The sequence below is a fragment of the Bacillus sp. PS95 genome, from assembly GCF_037963565.1.
GTDB lineage: Bacteria > Bacillota > Bacilli > Bacillales > Bacillaceae > Bacillus > Bacillus subtilis.
Genome location: NZ_CP150160.1, coordinates 3,051,827 through 3,069,929 on the forward strand (window position 1 = coordinate 3,051,827; position 18,103 = coordinate 3,069,929).

The 18,103-nt window shown below is 45.1% G+C and carries 16 protein-coding genes and 1 other annotated feature; of the genes, 6 read left to right on the forward strand and 10 right to left on the reverse strand.

Annotation, left to right across the window (positions count from 1 at the left end; translation table 11 throughout):
• Window positions 1-60: 60 nt before the first annotated feature.
• The 6 genes from bioB to NSQ12_RS15990 all read right to left on the reverse strand — a co-directional run bounded on the left by bioB (window position 61) and on the right by NSQ12_RS15990 (window position 6,143).
• Window positions 61-1,068: a biotin synthase BioB gene (gene bioB / locus NSQ12_RS15965; protein WP_004398967.1), complete on the reverse strand. Its 1,008-nt coding sequence runs from the start codon at window positions 1,066-1,068 to the stop codon at window positions 61-63.
• 2 nt (window positions 1,069-1,070) lie between these two features.
• Entirely contained in the window at window positions 1,071-1,766 is a 696-nt protein-coding gene (bioD, locus tag NSQ12_RS15970) for a dethiobiotin synthase (protein WP_339175126.1), read from the reverse strand.
• A complete protein-coding gene (gene bioF, locus NSQ12_RS15975) occupies window positions 1,763-2,932 on the reverse strand; it encodes an 8-amino-7-oxononanoate synthase (RefSeq protein WP_339175128.1) in 1,170 nt (389 codons plus the stop codon). Before bioF ends, bioD begins: the two co-directional genes overlap by 4 nt.
• On the reverse strand, window positions 2,922-4,268 hold the full coding sequence (bioA, locus tag NSQ12_RS15980; RefSeq protein WP_032726441.1) for an adenosylmethionine--8-amino-7-oxononanoate transaminase: 1,347 nt from the start codon (window positions 4,266-4,268) through the stop codon (window positions 2,922-2,924). Before bioA ends, bioF begins: the two co-directional genes overlap by 11 nt.
• A complete protein-coding gene (gene bioW, locus NSQ12_RS15985; RefSeq protein WP_049141002.1) occupies window positions 4,258-5,034 on the reverse strand; it encodes a 6-carboxyhexanoate--CoA ligase in 777 nt (258 codons plus the stop codon). Before bioW ends, bioA begins: the two co-directional genes overlap by 11 nt.
• Window positions 5,035-5,243: 209 nt before the next feature.
• The gene (locus NSQ12_RS15990) at window positions 5,244-6,143 is read right to left on the reverse strand and encodes an alpha/beta hydrolase (RefSeq protein WP_339175131.1); all 900 of its coding nucleotides are present in this window, start codon (window positions 6,141-6,143) and stop codon (window positions 5,244-5,246) included.
• Between the two features lie 217 nt (window positions 6,144-6,360).
• Here NSQ12_RS15990 and NSQ12_RS15995 point away from each other — a divergent pair, with 217 nt between their 5' ends.
• The 5 genes from NSQ12_RS15995 to melA are packed head-to-tail and all read left to right on the forward strand — an operon-like array spanning window position 6,361 to window position 11,758.
• A complete protein-coding gene (locus NSQ12_RS15995) occupies window positions 6,361-7,395 on the forward strand; it encodes a LacI family DNA-binding transcriptional regulator (RefSeq protein ID WP_003229188.1) in 1,035 nt (344 codons plus the stop codon).
• Between the two features lie 33 nt (window positions 7,396-7,428).
• Entirely contained in the window at window positions 7,429-8,709 is a 1,281-nt protein-coding gene (locus NSQ12_RS16000) for an ABC transporter substrate-binding protein (protein ID WP_015714553.1), read from the forward strand.
• Window positions 8,702-9,613 carry a sugar ABC transporter permease gene (locus NSQ12_RS16005; RefSeq protein WP_038427851.1) on the forward strand — a complete coding sequence of 304 codons (912 nt, stop codon included), beginning with the start codon at window positions 8,702-8,704 and terminating at the stop codon, window positions 9,611-9,613. Before NSQ12_RS16000 ends, NSQ12_RS16005 begins: the two co-directional genes overlap by 8 nt.
• The gene (locus NSQ12_RS16010) at window positions 9,610-10,440 is read left to right on the forward strand and encodes a carbohydrate ABC transporter permease (protein WP_014480612.1); all 831 of its coding nucleotides are present in this window, start codon (window positions 9,610-9,612) and stop codon (window positions 10,438-10,440) included. Before NSQ12_RS16005 ends, NSQ12_RS16010 begins: the two co-directional genes overlap by 4 nt.
• A 19-nt stretch (window positions 10,441-10,459) precedes the next feature.
• A complete protein-coding gene (gene melA, locus NSQ12_RS16015) occupies window positions 10,460-11,758 on the forward strand; it encodes an alpha-galactosidase MelA (RefSeq protein ID WP_339175133.1) in 1,299 nt (432 codons plus the stop codon).
• Between the two features lie 21 nt (window positions 11,759-11,779).
• On the opposite strand, the gene NSQ12_RS16020 is transcribed toward melA, so the two are convergent.
• The 3 genes from NSQ12_RS16020 to NSQ12_RS16030 form a co-directional block, all read right to left on the reverse strand.
• On the reverse strand, window positions 11,780-12,091 hold the full coding sequence (locus NSQ12_RS16020) for a rhodanese-like domain-containing protein (RefSeq protein WP_004398993.1): 312 nt from the start codon (window positions 12,089-12,091) through the stop codon (window positions 11,780-11,782).
• A 115-nt stretch (window positions 12,092-12,206) separates the two neighbouring features.
• Window positions 12,207-14,621 (reverse strand): leucine--tRNA ligase, encoded by a 2,415-nt coding sequence (leuS, locus tag NSQ12_RS16025; protein ID WP_033884845.1) that lies wholly within the window; start codon window positions 14,619-14,621, stop codon window positions 12,207-12,209.
• A gap of 107 nt (window positions 14,622-14,728) precedes the next feature.
• Window positions 14,729-14,943 (reverse strand) — a binding site (T-box leader).
• Window positions 14,944-15,045: 102 nt separating this feature from the next.
• Window positions 15,046-15,381, reverse strand: coding sequence for a DUF4257 domain-containing protein (locus tag NSQ12_RS16030; protein WP_003246114.1), 336 nt, complete (start codon window positions 15,379-15,381; stop codon window positions 15,046-15,048).
• 403 nt (window positions 15,382-15,784) lie between these two features.
• Here NSQ12_RS16030 and NSQ12_RS16035 point away from each other — a divergent pair, with 403 nt between their 5' ends.
• Complete coding sequence (locus NSQ12_RS16035) at window positions 15,785-16,564, forward strand: blue-light photoreceptor (RefSeq protein ID WP_339175136.1); 780 nt, start codon at window positions 15,785-15,787, stop codon at window positions 16,562-16,564.
• 236 nt (window positions 16,565-16,800) lie between these two features.
• Here NSQ12_RS16035 and NSQ12_RS16040 read toward each other — a convergent pair whose 3' ends face one another.
• Window positions 16,801-17,994, reverse strand: a complete 1,194-nt coding sequence (locus NSQ12_RS16040; protein WP_339175138.1) for an MFS transporter — start codon at window positions 17,992-17,994, stop codon at window positions 16,801-16,803.
• Window positions 17,995-18,103 lie beyond the last annotated feature (109 nt).

Here is an 18,103-nt window from a genome sequence, read left to right on the forward strand (position 1 = left end):
CTCCTTTCTGTTCAAAAATAAAAACAATCGACATCATACCGATTGCTTTTATTGATTCTTTCAGCTTTTCGCACTTAAACTAGCCTTCATTTCTTCGACTGATTCAACTTCAAAGCCTAAATCACTCAGCATTTTATGATCCTCCGTCTCCTCTTGCCCGGCAGTTGTTAAGTAGTCTCCGACAAAAATGGAGTTTGCGGCGTAAAGCCCTAATGGCTGCAATGTGCGGAGATTGACCTCTCTTCCTCCGGAAATGCGAATTTCTTTTGATGGATTGATAAAACGGAACAGCGCCAGCACTTTTAAACAATACAGCGGGTTTAATTCGTTGACGCCTTCTAACGGCGTGCCATCAATTGCATGCAAAAAATTCACAGGAATGGAATCCGCGTCAAGAGCCTTCAAGCTTTTGGCGATGTCAATGACATCCTGTTTCGTCTCCTTCATCCCGATAATGGCGCCTGAACACGGAGACAGCCCCGATTCTTTTGCGATTTCAACCGTATTGACTCTGTCATCGTATGTATGTGAGGTTGTGATGTTTGAATGGTTTCTCTGTGACGTATTCAAATTATGATTATAGCGGTCTACTCCTGCATCTTTGAGCCGCTTCGCCTGCTCTGGCTTCAACAGTCCAAGACATGCACAAATCTTCAGTCCATACGTCTCTTTAATTTCCTGAACCGCATCTACGACCTGATCCACTTCTCTGTTAGACGGACCTCTGCCGCTTGCCACGATACAATATGTGCCGATATTCAGATCGTGCGCCCGCTTCGCGCCTTCAAGCAGCGTTTCCTTATTCACCATCCGGTAAGACTCAATTGGCGCTTTCGAAATGGCAGACTGTGAACAATAGCCGCAGTTTTCCGGGCAGAGCCCGGATTTCGCATTCATAATCATATTGAGCTTTACTTTTTTTCCATAAAAGTGTTTTCTGATATGAAAAGCTCCATGCATTAATAGCAAAATATCTTCATCAGGACAATGTAATATTGAAAGCGCCTCTTCGTCAGTCACTTCTGCTCCAGCCAGCACCCGGTCTGCGAGTTCCATCCATTGATTCATTCTCATACCCCCATTTGATTCATCAGTAATGATAGATTGATATGGTCTTTTACCATATGTAGAACCGTTTCTTTCGTAACGTTGGCAAGCTTTGGCGTAACCCCTAAAATCGGAACACCGCATAAGCGCTCAATCATCTCAGGATTGGTTTTTTCATCTTCATCAGGAGAGTCACTGATTCCATTGATGATAATTCCGGCAATTGGAAGCCCCATGCTTTCTGCATATTTGACAGTTAAAAAGGTATGATTAATGGTTCCAAGGTGAGGACGTGCCACAATAATCAGGGGAAGCTGCAACGCTTTTATGACATGACTGACCAAATAGTCCTCTCCCAATGGCACAGAAATACCGCCTGCACCTTCTACGATGAAGCATTCATGTTTTTCTCTAATCCGCCCCCAATGGCTTAAAACCTCTTCCATGGTGACAGTCTTTCCTTCAAGTTTCCCTGCAACGTATGGTGCAAGCGGCGCTTTGAAGGCAAAAGGCGTAATGTCTTCATGAGAAAGACTGGTCTGCGACATGTCTTTCAGCAGACTTGTATCACTATCTGGATGATGACGCGATATCCCGCTTAAAAATGGTTTATACACACCGACATCTCTATTATGTTCTTTCAATAAGGCAGCAAGACCGCTGGATATAACCGTTTTCCCCACTTCTGTATCAGTTCCCGTCACAAAAAAACCCCTCAAATGATATGCAGCTCCTTTCCGATTGAATGAAATGTTTTCAGCAAATCATCAATATCACCCATACTGTGGTCAGACGTGATTGTAATTCGAATACGGCTTTCACCCGGCGCAACGGTCGGCGGCCGAATGGCAGGAGCATAAATTCCCTTGCCCTGCAGTTTTTCAGCAAATATGACCGTTTTATGGGCATCGCCGATGACCACGGGAATAATCGGTGTGTGATCTCCTTTCACCACATACCCCATATTCATCAGACTGGTTCTGATCATACTGATATAAGAAAATAAAAGCTGTCGTTTTTCCCTGCTGGCTTCAATGATGTTGAAAGCCTCGTGAGCAGCCGCACAGCTGGCTGGCGGAATAGCGGTTTGAAAGATAAATGTTCTGGCATGGTTCAGCAAAAAGTCGATGAGGACCGCTGATCCTGCCGCAAAACCTCCTTCCGCGCCAACAGCTTTGCTTAAGGTGCCGATCACAATGTCGGGACAAACACCAAAGTATTCACTCGTTCCTCGTCCCGAATCGCCTAAAACTCCTGTTGCGTGGGCGTCATCAACGACCACGAAGGCATGATAGCGTTTCGCAAGTGAGATGATCTGATCAAGAGGGGCGATTGTGCCATCCATGCTGAATACCCCGTCTGTTACGATAAAACGGCGCTGATAACGCTGTGTTTCATTCAGCTTGTTTTCAAGATCATTCATATCAATATGCCGATAAACAACTGTATCAGCCTTAGAAAGTCGGCAGCCGTCGATCATACTTGCATGATTGAGCTGGTCACTTAAAATGACATCTTCCTTTTCTGGCAAGGATGAAAGGACACCGACATTGGCCAAGTAACCGCTCGAAAACAGCAGGGCCGCTTCTGTCCGCTTAAAGCTGGCAATCTTCTTTTCTAGCTTTTCATGCCAGACCGAATTGCCTGTCGTTAAACGTGAACCGCTGCTTCCTGTCCCAAATTGCTGCAATGCTGTTTGGGCTGCATCGATCAAACGTCTATCGTTTGCGAGCCCTAAATAATTGTTTGAGGACCAGACCGTTTGATTTTCGCCATCAATGTTCCTCTCTGGAACCGGTGCCCCATTCATTGACCGCAGGTTACGATGTACGCCGGCTTCCTTTACTATGTCTAACCGCTTGTTCAACCAGGAATCAATCTTCAAGGCTCGTAACCTCGTGGATCGCTTGTTTCATAATGGCAACCATTTCCGAGAGCTCTTCAGCTGTGCTGGCAAGAGGAGGAAGAAATGCAATCACGTCCCCAAGCGGCCTTGTCAGCATTCCTAACTCTCTCATTTTTAAGGAAACTTTGTATCCAATCCGCCGATCAGCCGGGTAAGGTTCTTTGGTTTCCTTTGACCGGACAAGCTCTGCACCGCACATAAAGCCAAGCTGCCGAATATCCCCAACATGAGGAAGAGCGTGCAGATCTTGAAGAAGAAAATGGAGCTTTTTACTTTTTTCCGCTACTTGTTCCACAATGTTTTCAGATTCAAATAATGCCAGATTTTCAAGCGCAACCGCACAGCCAAGCTGATTGCCTGTATAGGAATGGCCATGGAAAAAGGTTTTTAGGTTTTCATAATCATCATAAAATGCCTTATAGATGTCTTCAGTGGCAAACGTAACGGCAATTGGCAAATAGCCTCCTGTAATGCCTTTACCGGCAGCCATCAGATCAGGCTGGACATTCTCGTGCTCGCACGCAAACATTTTTCCTGTACGGCCAAAGCCTGTAGCAACTTCATCAACGATCATTAAGACATCGTATGTTGTACATAGCTCGCGCACCCCTGCCAAATATCCTTCCGGCATCACAATCATACCGGAAGCCCCTTGTACCATTGATTCAATGGAAAGCGCGGCAATTTCCTCGTGATGTTCCTTAAGCAGCTGTTCAAGCTCTCGGAGGCACTGATCACGGCACTCATCAGGATCACCGCTTTCAGAGCGATACACATAAGGAATCGGAGCCTTGTAACTCTCGAACATCAACGGGCCGTATACGTGGTGAAAAAGCTCAATTGAACCGACACTGACGGCGCCAATCGTATCACCGTGATACCCGTTTTTCATTGCGATGAATTTTTGTTTCTCAGGCTTCCCGATGTTCTTCCAATACTGAAACGCCATTTTTAGGGCTATTTCCATCGCTTCTGCGCCGCTGTCTGAATAAAAGACCCGCGTGAGCTTTTTTGGGCTGATGTCGATTAATGTTTCGGCAAGCTGGGTTGCTGGAACGTTGGTCATGCCCAATAACGTGGAGTGCGCAATTTTTCCGAGCTGTTTTTTTATGGCATTATCTAGTTCTTTTTTGCGGTGTCCGTGGACATTAAGCCAAACTGATGAAAAACCGTCATAGTATTCCTTGCCATTTATGTCTTTGACTTTGATTCCAGTCCCGCTTTCGATGATTAAGGGGTTTTCATCATAATCTTTCATTTGGGTAAATGGCAGCCAGAGGTGCTTTTTACTTTTTTCTATCAAATCATGAGTCATGATCTTCCTCCCACTCTATTAAAATAGGCTGCTTCTCCAGATCATGTATGTACGTGTTTACATCATTGGATCCATCAACAAAAAAGACTCGGCAGCCCTCTTCAGTCCCGTATTCTTTCATTGCTGTAATACGCTGATAGCCCATTTTCTTACCCGCAACATAGCCTGTTATGTAATCTGGATCGTCCGACCAGCATAATTCTGCAACGGCTGCCGGGTGCCGGCTTACCTTTGAAGCGAGAGCAAGGGCCTCTTTTATTCTTGAATGAGCTGGCACGTGACTGTGAAGCGCCCATTTTTCAAAATTAGCGTCCGGCCAATCCATTCTGGAGACCCGCACCCCTTTTTCTTTTGTTTGATCCATTCGCTTTCCTGTATGAATATCAAACAACACCGCACCCCTGACATCTGACCATTCAGGGATTTGTTCATATGCTTTTTCAATCACGTCTCGTGAAACGCCTTCTTTTTCCAATAACAATCGGGCCAGCTTTTGCCCTTCTTCCGGGCAGCTCACTTCATTCGTATGCACAGGCAATGGCTGAATGGTTTTTATCGATTCATATACCTCTTCAAATTGAATTTGCATAAAATCAGGTTTTCCTCTTGAATGGGATAACCCTTTTTCTAATAAAGCATTGACTGTATGCTTCATCTCATGGAAAGGAATAAGCCGTTCTCCGCCGGATATATGCTTTCCGCCGTCTTCATGAGATCCATTCATAGAAGCCCTCATTCTGACACTATAAAAAGTTTCTTCTTGCATCATTTCTCGCCCTTTCACTGATAACTGAAGAACGTGCAGTGCTTCTCATTTTAATTGTTAACCAATTATATTTTAAGGTTAACAATTAGAATATATTATTCTCTCCTGTTTCTGTCAATAGAAGAAAGCATCGATTTATGGCAGTTGGTTAAAAGGAAACAAAAAGACCGTTTTCACATAAAACGGTCTTTTTCGATTTCTTTTAACAGTCACAGCCACTTTTGCAAAAACCGGACAGCTTCATGCCTCATAACTGCTGTTTCGAAATGTCCCGAAGCAGAACGGACCACTCGGTAGCAATCAGAAGCTCCCTGTCCAGCATAGACAGCTGTCAATTCTTTTTCGATTTTGTCCACGCCCTCGGCCGGCGTTAACCGATCGTGTACACCAACAAGACTAAGGTGCGGGCGCGGCGCGATCAGGCTTTGGATCTCCGATGCGGAAAAATGCTTTGCAAGCGATGGGACGTAATAATAAAAGCCGTGCCTGTCAAGATTCTGTGTTTTGATCAGCACGTGATGATCCACTTGGCTGCACAAATCCACACACACCTTAATCCGGTCATCGAGCGCCGCTGTCCACCACGCCATCAAACCTCCCATAGACATTCCGATGGTTCCGATCCTGTCAGGCTGAACATCAGAGCGTGACTGCATATAGTCTAACGCACTTAAACTGTCATAAATCATCATCCCCCACATCACTTTTCCGGTGAGAAGCATTTCTTTAAATATCTCGCTTTCCGCTTTTCCCCGCCGATCTCCAAATCCCCAATGATCAATCGCAAGAACGCCGTATCCGAGAGAAGTAAGCTCATCAGAAAAAGAAGGCGCTTTCAAATAATCCGCTCCCTCAATCAGCTCACTTTTTCCCCTATCATACTGGCCCCCATGCGAATGCTGAAACAATACGGCTGGGCACGGTCCTTCTGTTTTCTTCGGCTTCACAAAATAAGCGGGCACCTTTTCATGTCCATTTAAATCGAGCAGGAGCGTTTCAACGATATTTTCTTCTCTTTCTTCAATACGTAATGTCTCAACACTGATTGGCCTCCGATCAGGCAAATCACCAAGCAATCGAAACAGTTGCTTTCTTCTTTCGGCTCTCATCCCATCACCCTTCCTTATTCGCTTACTTCACATTTACGAGACAGATCTGGGTTCCCCTTTATTTTTCCAACATAAATCACATCATTTACTAAATATTTAGTAAATATTATGAAATATTTTGAAAACAATTATTGTAACCGCTTACTTTTATATGATAGTATCAATTTATCAAAAACAGATGAGTTAATATTTTACTAAATAGATGAGAGGGATACCCATGGTTCGTATTAAAGATATCGCCTTGAAAGCTAAAGTTTCCAGCGCAACTGTGTCCAGAATTTTAAATGAAGATGAGTCGCTTTCTGTTGCGGGCGAAACGAGACAAAGAGTCATCAACATCGCTGAAGAGCTTGGTTATCAAACCGTTGCCAAACGCCGAAAAGCCCGCGGGCAAAAACAGCGGGCCCAGCCGCTGATCGGTGTGCTGAGTTGTCTGTCCCCTGATCAGGAAAGGCAGGACCCTTATTTTTCTTCCATTCGGAAAGGGATTGAAAAGGAATGCTTTGAACAGGAAATTTTCATTACAAATTCGATTCATCTCGGCTCCTTTCAGGAACATATCTTTCGGGAATTGGATGGTGTCATTGTCATCGGCCGTGTTCATGATGAAGCGGTTAAGCATATCAGCGGGAGGCTGGAGCATGCCGTATTTATCAATCATTCACCAGATCCGCAAGCATACGATTCGATTGGAATCGATTTTGAATCGGCTTCACGCCAGGCGATTGATCACCTTTTCGACTCAGGCTACAAACGGTTAGGCTACATTGGCGGACAAGAAAAAGAGCATACGCTGAAGGACGGCCAAAGCATTCGCAGAACGATTGAAGATAAACGCCTGACCGCTTTTTTGGAGTCAGCCGCCCCCCAGCCTGAGCATGTGCTGATCGGAGAATACAGCATGCGTGAGGGCTATCGCCTGATGAAGAAAGCAATCGATCAAGGCCATCTGCCGGAAGCATTCTTTATTGCCAGCGATTCTATGGCGATCGGCGCATTAAAAGCGCTGCAGGAAGCCGGACTGCAAGTGCCGCGGGATACCGCAATCGTCAGCTTTAACGGCATTGAGGAAGCTGAATTTGCCAGCACACCTTTAACGACGGTGAAGGTATACACAGAGGAAATGGGCCGGACAGGCGTAAAACTGCTGCTTGACCGTCTCAATGGCCGAACGCTTCCCCACCATGTCACCCTGCCTACAACATTAATCGTAAGACAAAGCTGCGGATGTACAGCAAAGGAGGTGACATAAGCAAAGATTCATCACGATGATAAGGAGGAAAAGATGAAACACACTTTTGTTTTATTTCTCTCTCTTATTCTGCTTGTTCTCCCCGGGTGTTCAGCAGAGAAAAGCTCAGCAGATACCGCAAAAAAGACGTTAACCATTTATTCTACAATGTCAACCGACAGTGAAAGAGATACGTTCAGAAAACTGGCAGCAACATTCGAAAAGGAACACAGTAACATTCATGTCAGCCTTCATTTCCCAGGCAATGACTATGAAAATATGATGCGTGTCAGAATGGCGGCCAATGATTTGCCAGATCTATTCGATACACATGGCTGGGGGAAAATCAGGTACGGAGAATATACAGCAGATCTCCGGGATATGGAATGGACTCAAGATCTTGATCCCAATTTAAACAGCATCCTCAAAAATAAAAGCGGAAAGGTGTATGCCTATCCGATCAATCAGGCAAAAGACGGTCTGGCGTATAATCGCAATATTTTAGACCGTTACGGCATTGCTCCGCCGGAAACCATGGATGACTTTATCAAAGCACTGAGAACGATTAAAGAAAAGAGCAAGGGAAGCATTGTTCCCTTCTGGTTTGCCGGCTATGACAAAAGCTCATTCGCTCAATATTACGACCAATTCGCTACACCTCTTCTCATCACAGACCCTGCCCATAATGAAAAAAAACAGCTCATCAACGGCACTTTTCAATGGAGTAAATTCACTTATTTATCAGAAATCCTCAAACAAATGCAGAAAGAAAAATTGATTAACATCGACGCCGTCACGGCAAAAAAATCACAGCTCATTGAATTAATGGCCCAAAACAAAATCGCCTTTACAATGCAAGGCGGCACACTCGGCCAAGACGTTGCCCAGATCAATCCGAACGTCAAGGTCGGCATTATCCCGACACCCGCCATACATCCCGGTGATGACCCGATATGGATCGGCGGTGAACGCTACACGCTTGCAGCATGGAAAGATTCGCCTCAATTAAAAGAGGCAAAAGAATTTATCGCATTTATGGCCCGCCCGGCCAATGCCAAACAAATGGCTGAAGCCACATCGCTTCCTTCAGGGCTGACGAATGTGAAAGCTGATATTTTCTACGCAAACGATTATGAGCATTATCAAGATATCAAAGTCGAGCCTTACTTTGACCGTTTATACTTGCCAAACGGAATGTGGGATGTCCTAGGCACGGTCGGGCAGGAGCTGGCGGCTGACATTTTGGCGCCTCAAGACATTTCGCAGAAGCTGGGAAGAGAATATAAACGACTCCGGGAGCAATCGGAAACACAGGGAGCTGAAAACAATGAGTGAGATCGCAAGGGACGTTCATGTGAAACAGATTAAGCCAAAAAAGCAGTCCTCACTTTGGTGGATGTACATTCCTGCTTTGCTCTCCGTTCTGGTCTTTATGATTTATCCATTTGTGAAAGGCACATTGATTACCTTTACAAACTGGAACGGCTTTTCACAAGTTTACCAATGGGTTGGATTCGCGCAATATGAAAGGCTGTTTTCTGATCCTGACACTTGGCATATCTTAAAAAACACGCTGCTTTACGGACTTGGCAGCACCTTTTTTCAAAATGTGGTCGGGCTTCTGTACGCTCTGCTCTTAAATCAAAGCATTAAAACGAAAGCGGTAACAAGAACAATTGTGTATTTGCCGGTGATGATCAGCCCGCTCATTATGGGCTACATTTGGTACTTTTTCTTCTCCTATGACGGAGGTGCGCTCAACGATTTGCTCGGGGTCTTCGGCATCAGCCCTATTAATGCGCTCGCCAGTCCCTCGCTCAATCCATGGATCATTGTCATGATTAACACCTATCAATATGTCGGGATCGCTATGGTTGTCTACTTAGCCGGTCTGCAAAGCATTCCGAAAGACTACTATGAAGCGGCGCAAATGGATGGCGCAAAACAAGGCCAGCAGTTTTTTACCATCACGCTGCCGCTGTTAATGCCCTCCATTACCATTAATATGGTCATCAACATTATCGGAGGCTTAAAGCTGTTTGACGTCATCATTGCACTCACCGCAGGCGGACCCGGAAATGCGTCACAATCCATGTCCACGTTTATGTATGATTTGTATTTCAAACGGCAGGATGCCGGCTATGCCGCAACGCAAGGCATATTTATGGCATTTGTCATTTTGATCATCAGCTTTTGCGCGCTTGCGTACTTTAAAAGAAAGGAGACGGAAATGTCATGAGAGCCGCCCGTACAAAAAGCATGCGGATCATTACGCTTCTTGCAGCCATTGTGGCCTGTGCGCATTTTATTCCTTTTTATATCCTGCTGACCACTTCATTGAAAGCAAAAGGAGACTACAGTTCGAAATGGATATTTCCAGCCGACATCTCCTTTCATAATTTTTCAGAGGCGTGGGAGCGCGCTTCGCTAGGAAACTCTTTTATAAACACCATGATCATCACAGGTTTTTCTGCCTTGTTATTAATTATATTCGGCTCACTTGCCGCCTACCCGCTTGCCCGGCGGGAAACGAAACTGAATAAAGCCGTTTTTGCCTTGCTGATTTCCATTATGATCATCCCTCCGTTAACGTCCATGGTTCCTTTGTACCGAATGGTCGTGGACGCCGGAATGGTCAATACACACGCAATCGCCATTTTCATCAATACAGCGGCTTACATGCCGTTAACCGTATTCTTATATTCAGGCTTTATCCGATCGACCATTCCAAAAGAGCTTGAAGAAGCCGCAAGAATTGACGGCGCAGGCATGCTGAAAATCTTTTTTACGATTGTGTTTCCTCTGCTGAAGCCGATCACTGCGACCATCTGTATCATTTCTTGTGTCTTTATTTGGAACGACTATCAATTTGCCATTTTCTTTTTACAAGATCAAAAGGTTCAGACATTAACAGTAGCCATGGCAGGTTTTTTCGGAGAAAACGCAAACAACCTTCATTTAGTTGCCGCAGCGGCACTTATGGCAATGCTGCCGATGGTTGTTCTGTTTTTGGCGCTGCAAAAATACTTTATTGCCGGCCTGTCTTCCGGAGCGGTAAAGGGTTAACATTAAAGGGGGAAGCAATATGAAAAAGATTACATTTATCGGTGCAGGGAGCACGATTTTCGCCAAAAATGTTTTGGGAGACTGCCTGTTAACAGAGGCACTGAATGGATTTGAGTTCGCGCTTTATGACATTGATCCCAAACGCCTGCAGGAATCCCAGCTCATGCTCGAAAATCTAAGAGACCGTTATAACCCAAGTGTGGCCATCAACAGCTATGATGACAGAAAACTCGCCTTGCAAAATGCAGGCTATGTCATCAATGCGATTCAGGTTGGAGGATACAAACCGAGCACAGTCATCGATTTCGAGATTCCTAAACGGTATGGGCTGCGCCAGACGATCGCCGATACAGTCGGCATCGGCGGGATATTCAGATCTCTCAGAACAATCCCGGTCTTAATTGATATCGCAAAAGATATGGAGGAAATGTGCCCTGACGCATGGTTCTTAAACTATACAAATCCAATGGCCACTCTTACAGGCGCCATGCTCCGCTATACCAATATCAAAACAATCGGGCTCTGCCACAGTGTTCAAGTGTGCACGAAGGATTTATTTAAAGCTCTCGGAATGGAGCATGAAGGAATTGAGGAACGCATCGCAGGAATCAATCATATGGCTTGGCTTTTGGAAGTCAAAAAAGACGGCACAGATTTATATCCAGAAATCAAAAGGAGAGCGAAAGAAAAACAAAAAACAAAGCATCATGATATGGTGCGGTTTGAATTAATGGATAAGTTCGGCTATTATGTCACGGAATCGTCCGAACATAACGCAGAGTATCACCCATACTTTATTAAACGGAATTACCCTGAATTGATCAGCGAGCTGCAAATCCCGCTCGACGAATATCCGAGAAGGTGCGTCAAGCAGATTGAAAATTGGGAGAAAATGCGGGATGACATCGTCAATAATAAAAACCTTACGCACGAACGCTCAAAGGAATATGGTTCAAGAATTATAGAAGCAATGGAAACAAACGAACCATTCACCTTCGGAGGAAACGTCTTGAATACAGGGCTGATCACCAACCTTCCTTCAAAAGCGGTTGTGGAAGTGACATGCGTCGCCGACAGAAAAAAAATTACACCGTGCTTCGCCGGAGAACTGCCTGAGCAGCTTGCCGCCTTAAACCGGACGAATATTAATACACAGCTGATGACAATCGAAGCGGCTGTCACACGGAAAAAAGAAGCGGTTTACCAAGCTGCAATGCTTGATCCGCATACAAGCGCGGAGCTTTCCATGAAGGACATCATCTCCATGTGCGACGATTTATTTGCAGCGCACGGCGATTGGCTTCCGGAATACAAATAAAAACTAGGGGACCGCTCTCCCCTAGTTTTTTGGTTTTGTTTCGCCTTCCCAGGCCATCATGCCGCCTTCAACATTGACTGTTTTAAAGCCTTGCTCATCCAGGTACTTGCAGACGTTCATGCTGCGCATTCCTGAGCGGCAGATAAATACGTACTCTTTGTCTTTATCAAGGGTTTCCATTTTTTCAGGAATATCCCCCATGCGAATATGAACGGCTTGCGGGATCATGCCTTCCGCTACCTCTTCATCTTCTCTGACATCAATTAAATATAATTCTTCGTCCGCCTCAATTTTTTCTTTCAAAGCGGCTGTGCTGATTTCTTTTATTTCCAAAGAAAACACTCCTATTCACAGTGATCATGTTCAGTATATCAAAGTCAGCTGAACGATTGCCATTCTGAGACTGATGAAAAAAATCCCCTTTTGGCAAAGGGGATTTTTTCTAGGCTTAGTTTGCCACAATATTGACAAGCTTCCCAGGCACTGCGATGATTTTCCGAATCGTTTTGCCTTCAAGCTGCTCTTTGACCTTTTCATCTGCTTGAGCAAACTGTTCCAGCTGTTCTTTCGTTGCATCGGCAGGAACCTGTAATTTCGCTTTTACTTTTCCGTTCAGCTGAACAACGATTTCAACTTCATCATCCACAAGTTTTGTTTCATCATATACAGGCCAAGCTTCGTAGGCAATTGTGCCGGAATGGCCAAGCTTCTCCCATAGCTCTTCCGCTAAGTGTGGCGCGACAGGAGAAAGAAGCTTCACGAAGCCTTCCATATATTCTTTCGGCAGTTCTGTTGCTTTATAAGCTTCATTAATAAAGACCATCAGCTGGGAAATACCCGTGTTGAAACGAAGGCCTTCATAATGGTCTGTGACTTTCATGACCGTTTCATGATAGACGCGCTCCAATGTTTCACCCGCGCCTTCAACGATTTTTCCATTAAGCTCACCGCTGTCTTCAATAAATAGGCGCCATACACGGTCAAGGAAACGGCGCGCACCGTCTAATCCTGATTCAGACCAGGCGATTGAAGCATCAAGAGGTCCCATGAACATTTCGTACAATCTCAGCGTATCAGCACCGTGAGAGGCCACGATTTCGTCAGGGTTGACAACGTTCCCTTTAGATTTACTCATTTTTTCGTTATTTTCACCGAGAATCATTCCTTGGTTGTACAGCTTTTGGAACGGTTCTTTCGTCGGCACTACGCCGATATCATAAAGGAACTTATGCCAGAAGCGGGCATACAGAAGGTGAAGCACGGCATGCTCTGCACCGCCGATATACATATCGACCGGAAGCCATTTTTCCAATTTTTCTGGTGATGCCAGCTGATCCGGATTGTGCGGATCAATATAGCGCAAGAAATACCAGCAGCTTCCCGCCCATTGCGGCATTGTATTCGTTTCTCTTCTTCCTTTTTTCCCTGTCTCAGGGTCTGTGACTTCCACCCACTCTTTAATGTTCGCAAGCGGTGATTCGCCCGTTCCGCTCGGTTTGATTTCATCCGTTTTCGGCAAAATCAGCGGCAGCTCCTCTTCAGGGACAGCTGTTGACGTTCCGTCTTCCCAATGAATGACCGGAATCGGCTCGCCCCAATAACGCTGGCGGCTGAAGAGCCAGTCACGAAGACGGTACGTCACTTTCTTCTCACCGTTTTTCGTTTCTTCCAGCCAAGCGATCACTTTCTCAATCGCTTCCTGTTTGTGAAGGCCGTTCAGGAAATCAGAGTTCACGTGCTCGCCGTCGCCAGTATAGGCTGCTTCCTCAACGTTCCCGCCTTTTACGACTTCCTTCACCGGAAGGCCGAATGTTTTGGCGAATTCAAAATCACGCTCATCGTGTCCAGGAACTGCCATGACAGCACCTGTTCCGTATGATGCAAGAACATAATCCGCAATCCAAATCGGCAGTTTTTCTCCGTTTACAGGATTGATCGCATACGCTCCTGTAAATACGCCTGTCTTTGTTTTCGCAAGATCTGTGCGTTCTAGGTCACTCTTTGATTGAATTTCTTTGATATAAGCTTCAACAGCTTCTTTTTGCTCTGCCGTTGTGATGTTTTCCACCAATGCGTGTTCCGGGGCAAGGACAGTGTATGTAGCGCCAAACAGCGTATCTGGTCTTGTTGTAAACACCGTAAAGGAATCATCATGTCCATCTATAGCAAAATGAACGTGAGCGCCTTCCGAACGGCCGATCCAGTTGCGCTGCATATCTTTAATGCTTTCCGGCCAATCAAGCTCTTCCAAGTCCTCAAGGAGCCTGTCCGCATAAGCGGTGATTTTCAGCATCCACTGCTTCATTGGGCGTCTCTCTACCGGATGGCCGCCGCGTTCGCTCTTGCCGTCAATGACTTCTTCGTTGGCAAGAACAGTACCGAGCGCAGGGCACCAGTTTACAGGCACTTCGTCAACGTAAGCAAGGCCTTTTTCGTATAGCTTTAAGAAAATCCATTGCGTCCATTTATAGTATTCAGGGTCAGTCGTATTGATTTCGCGATCCCAGTCATATGAGAAGCCAAGCGCTTGAATTTGGCGGCGGAAGTTATCAATATTCTGCTTCGTAAACACAGCGGGGTCGTTCCCTGTGTCAAGCGCGTATTGTTCAGCTGGCAGGCCGAATGCGTCCCAGCCCATTGGATGAAGGACATCATAGCCCTGCATGCGCTTCATGCGGGACAGAATATCCGTAGCTGTGTATCCTTCAGGATGGCCGACGTGCAACCCAGCTCCAGACGGGTAAGGAAACATGTCCAGCGCGTAGAATTTTTGTTTTTCATTATTATCAAGAGTGGCAAATGTTTTGTTTTCAAGCCAATATGTTTGCCATTTCTTTTCTATCTCTTTGTGCTGAAAACTCAAAGTAAAAACCTCCTTCTGATTGAATACGGCGTGTATGGTTCAAGTATTGACGGGAAGGAGAGGATTATTCAGAATATTCCCAAACTAAAAAAAACTCCCTCATCCCTAAAAGGGACGAGAGACTTTCGTTTTCCCGCGGTACCACCCTCGTTAGCGCGGCATACGCCGCACTCACTTGATACTTTTAACGCAGTTATGCGTCAACGGCTTTTCACCGCTGCAACTCTGAGGTGAGTTCGGAAACAAACTTGATTGACTTTCACCAGCCGTCAACTCTCTGCAACAATATCTGTTTCTTACTGCTCCTCTTCATTGTTCTTATCGCAACCGTAATCTAACTGTATTTTATAGAATTCTGTTCATAAGTGCAAGCAGGTTTGTATACAATGGGAATGTACCCTGAACGGGCGGAGATTGAGGACAATTATTCGGGTGGAGTTTTGGTTTGACGTTTGGACTCGGCCGGTTCGCCGCCGCTGTTCAGTTCTCTCACAAAGTCAAAACTTCTGAGAACAGCTTCACCGCCGTAGCCTGAGATAATGGATAAGATGACAAGTTGAATTCCTGAATCGGGGTCAGCGGATAATACAAGTAAAATGGAAGCCGTCATGCCGATAAACCAATCTTCCAAAAATCCAAGGTAGATAAACCGCTTCGTCATTCTGGGCTTCTCCAGCCTGCCTCTCTTTTTCACATGACCGAGAATCCCCATGATTCCTCCAATTACACAAGCAATGAGTACCTGATGCAGCATCTTCATCATCACCTTCCTAAAGCCCTTATTTCGTAAAGCGACTTCAGGCCATCCAGCCCCCTTAAACGATTCCGATGATTTTCGATATCTACATACCGGCAAATCTGTAAAAAGCTTGTTTCTTCCATTATATGTGAACACATGATCGGTAAGCTTGATGCATTGGATTCATTTTTCACCCAGTGACATTGACCTAGTCACCTATTTAGCATGTAGAAAACCTTTCCGTTCATATGTTCAAATTCTGTTCTTATTTTTAGTGTATACGAGGACAAGCCCTAATGACAAACAACAAACTGCACTTGCTTGAATCAGAACATGTGTTGTGCTACGGTTACTGTAGAATTCATTTTAAAAAGGGGAATATCAGGCTTTCGCATAGCAAGCTGACGGCCTAAGGGGGATTTATATGGCTAGTTTTCAATCATTTGGGATACCAGGACAGCTGGAAGTCATCAAAAAAGCGCTTGATCACGTGCGAGTCGGTGTGGTAATTACAGATCCCGCACTTGAAGATAATCCTATTATCTATCAAGGCTTTGTTCAAATGACCGGCTACGAGACCGAGGAAATTTTAGGAAAGAACTGCCGCTTCTTACAGGGGAAACACACAGATCCTGCAGAAGTGGACAACATCAGAACCGCTTTACAAAATAAAGAACCGGTCACCGTTCAGATTCAAAACTACAAAAAAGACGGAACGATGTTCTGGAATGAATTAAATATTGATCCAATGGAAATAGAGGATAAAACGTATTTTGTCGGAATTCAGAAAGACATCACCAAGCAAAAAGAGTATGAAAAGCTTCTCGAGGATTCCCTCACGGAAATTACTGCACTTTCAACTCCTATTGTCCCGATTCGCAATGGCATTTCGGCTCTTCCGCTAGTCGGAAACCTGACAGAGGAGCGATTTAATTCCATCGTTTGCACATTGACGAATATCTTATCAACATCCAAAGATGATTATTTGATCATTGATTTATCCGGATTGGCCCAAGTGAACGAACAAACGGCCGACCAAATTTTCAAGCTGAGCCATTTGCTGAAATTGACCGGAACTGAGTTAATCATTACCGGCATTAAGCCTGAATTGGCCATGAAAATGAATAAACTGGATGCCAATTTTTCGTCGCTGAAAACATATTCAAATGTAAAGGATGCTGTTAAAGTGCTTCCGATTATGTAAAAAGATCCCGCTCACCCAGCGGGATCTTTCAGATTGTTGACAAAATCCTAAAATGGTTTTCATTTTAGGATTTTGTCATCTTTTCAGCGTGATTGAAAACCCTTGAAGTCTAGGAAGGACGAGCATAGGAGCGGAGCGAATGTTCTAATTCGTGAGCACCGAAGCGCAGGCCTGACAACGAATGCGAGGGTTTGTCGACACGCTGAAAGATCCCGCTCATCCGGCGGGATCTTTTATTATGAAGAGATTGATGCCTGCTTATTTGTTTCTTTAGCTGATTTTAGCCGTTTGTCATATAGAAGCGTTGTGGCAATACTGATCAGCAGCAATACCAACAGAGATAAAACAAGAGCCCTAATGCCGTAATGATCGACAAGCACTCCTCCGAACAGGGGACCAATCATTCTGCCGCCTGTCGCCGCACTGTTGACAAAGCCTTGATAAAAGCCTTCTTTCCCTTTAGGGGCAAGCTGATTGGCAATAGTCGGCACAGCAGGCCAAACAAGCATTTCTCCGATCGTCAGGATCACCATCGCAGCGAGAAACATCGGAAATTGCTTTGCAGTCAGCAGCATGCTGAAAGACACAATAAAAATGATAAAGCCGATGACCATTTGCGCTTTTAACGACTCGGCCCATTTTTTCACCACAAAACTGACGAGCGGCTGGCCGAGCACAATGAGAATTCCGTTAACCGTCCACAGCACACTGTATAAGGAAAGAGATATTCCAATGCTTTGTGTGTACGAAGCAATTGTGGTTGACCATTGAGAATAAGCCAGCCATCCCAGTACATAGCCTCCGCTTAAAATGATCAGTGCGGCAAATTTTGCTTTGCTGTTCACAGCATCGTAATCAAGCACAGACGTTTGGGACGCATCTCCCGTCTGAATATTTCGAAATCCGAAATATACAATAAAGAAAAAGACCAGATACAGCGCGGCATTCGCCAAAAATACATATGAAAACGAGAAAGACGCCACGACACCGCCAAGCGCTGAACCGACAGCCACACCTGCGTTTTGCGCGACATATATCGCATTAAATGCCTTCCTTCCCCCTTCAGGCCATACCGATCCTGCCATTGCGTAGCTGGCCGGAAAAACAACACCGGAGCCAAAGCCCACAATCGTCAGCAGCACAATATAGGCTGGCCAATCATGAAAAAAGACAAGGCCCATCAGGCTTGCTAACGTAATGGCTATCCCAAGCATAATCGATTTAAAACCGCCGATTTTATCAAACAAAAAACCTCCGCATAAATTACCAGCCACACTGGCGCCGGAATTCAGCATCAGGACAAGTCCGGCTACTGTTAACGACTTTCCTAAATGATTATGGATATAAATCGTATTCAGCGGCCATAAAAAAGAAGCACCCGCCACATTGATAAACATTCCAATGACTAAAATTTTAAGAGCACGCGGCATACTCATCCCCCTTTCTTACCTAAAAAAGCTCATGAAAAAAACGAAACCTAAAACGGCTCCGTACGAATCCAGTTATCATAGCACATTCATTCTATCTGTCTCTCTCACA

Coding starts and splice junctions, on each gene's coding strand:
- bioB (WP_004398967.1), bottom strand. CDS start 1,068: ATGAATCAATGGATGGAACTCGCAGACCGGGTGCTGGCTGGAGCAGAA.
- NSQ12_RS15990 (WP_339175131.1), bottom strand. CDS start 6,143: ATGAGAGCCGAAAGAAGAAAGCAACTGTTTCGATTGCTTGGTGATTTG.
- NSQ12_RS16005 (WP_038427851.1), top strand. CDS start 8,702: ATGAGTGAGATCGCAAGGGACGTTCATGTGAAACAGATTAAGCCAAAA.
- NSQ12_RS15995 (WP_003229188.1), top strand. CDS start 6,361: ATGGTTCGTATTAAAGATATCGCCTTGAAAGCTAAAGTTTCCAGCGCA.
- NSQ12_RS16000 (WP_015714553.1), top strand. CDS start 7,429: ATGAAACACACTTTTGTTTTATTTCTCTCTCTTATTCTGCTTGTTCTC.
- bioA (WP_032726441.1), bottom strand. CDS start 4,268: ATGACTCATGATTTGATAGAAAAAAGTAAAAAGCACCTCTGGCTGCCA.
- melA (WP_339175133.1), top strand. CDS start 10,460: ATGAAAAAGATTACATTTATCGGTGCAGGGAGCACGATTTTCGCCAAA.
- NSQ12_RS16035 (WP_339175136.1), top strand. CDS start 15,785: ATGGCTAGTTTTCAATCATTTGGGATACCAGGACAGCTGGAAGTCATC.
- NSQ12_RS16040 (WP_339175138.1), bottom strand. CDS start 17,994: ATGCCGCGTGCTCTTAAAATTTTAGTCATTGGAATGTTTATCAATGTG.
- NSQ12_RS16010 (WP_014480612.1), top strand. CDS start 9,610: ATGAGAGCCGCCCGTACAAAAAGCATGCGGATCATTACGCTTCTTGCA.
- NSQ12_RS16030 (WP_003246114.1), bottom strand. CDS start 15,381: ATGAAGATGCTGCATCAGGTACTCATTGCTTGTGTAATTGGAGGAATC.
- bioW (WP_049141002.1), bottom strand. CDS start 5,034: ATGCAAGAAGAAACTTTTTATAGTGTCAGAATGAGGGCTTCTATGAAT.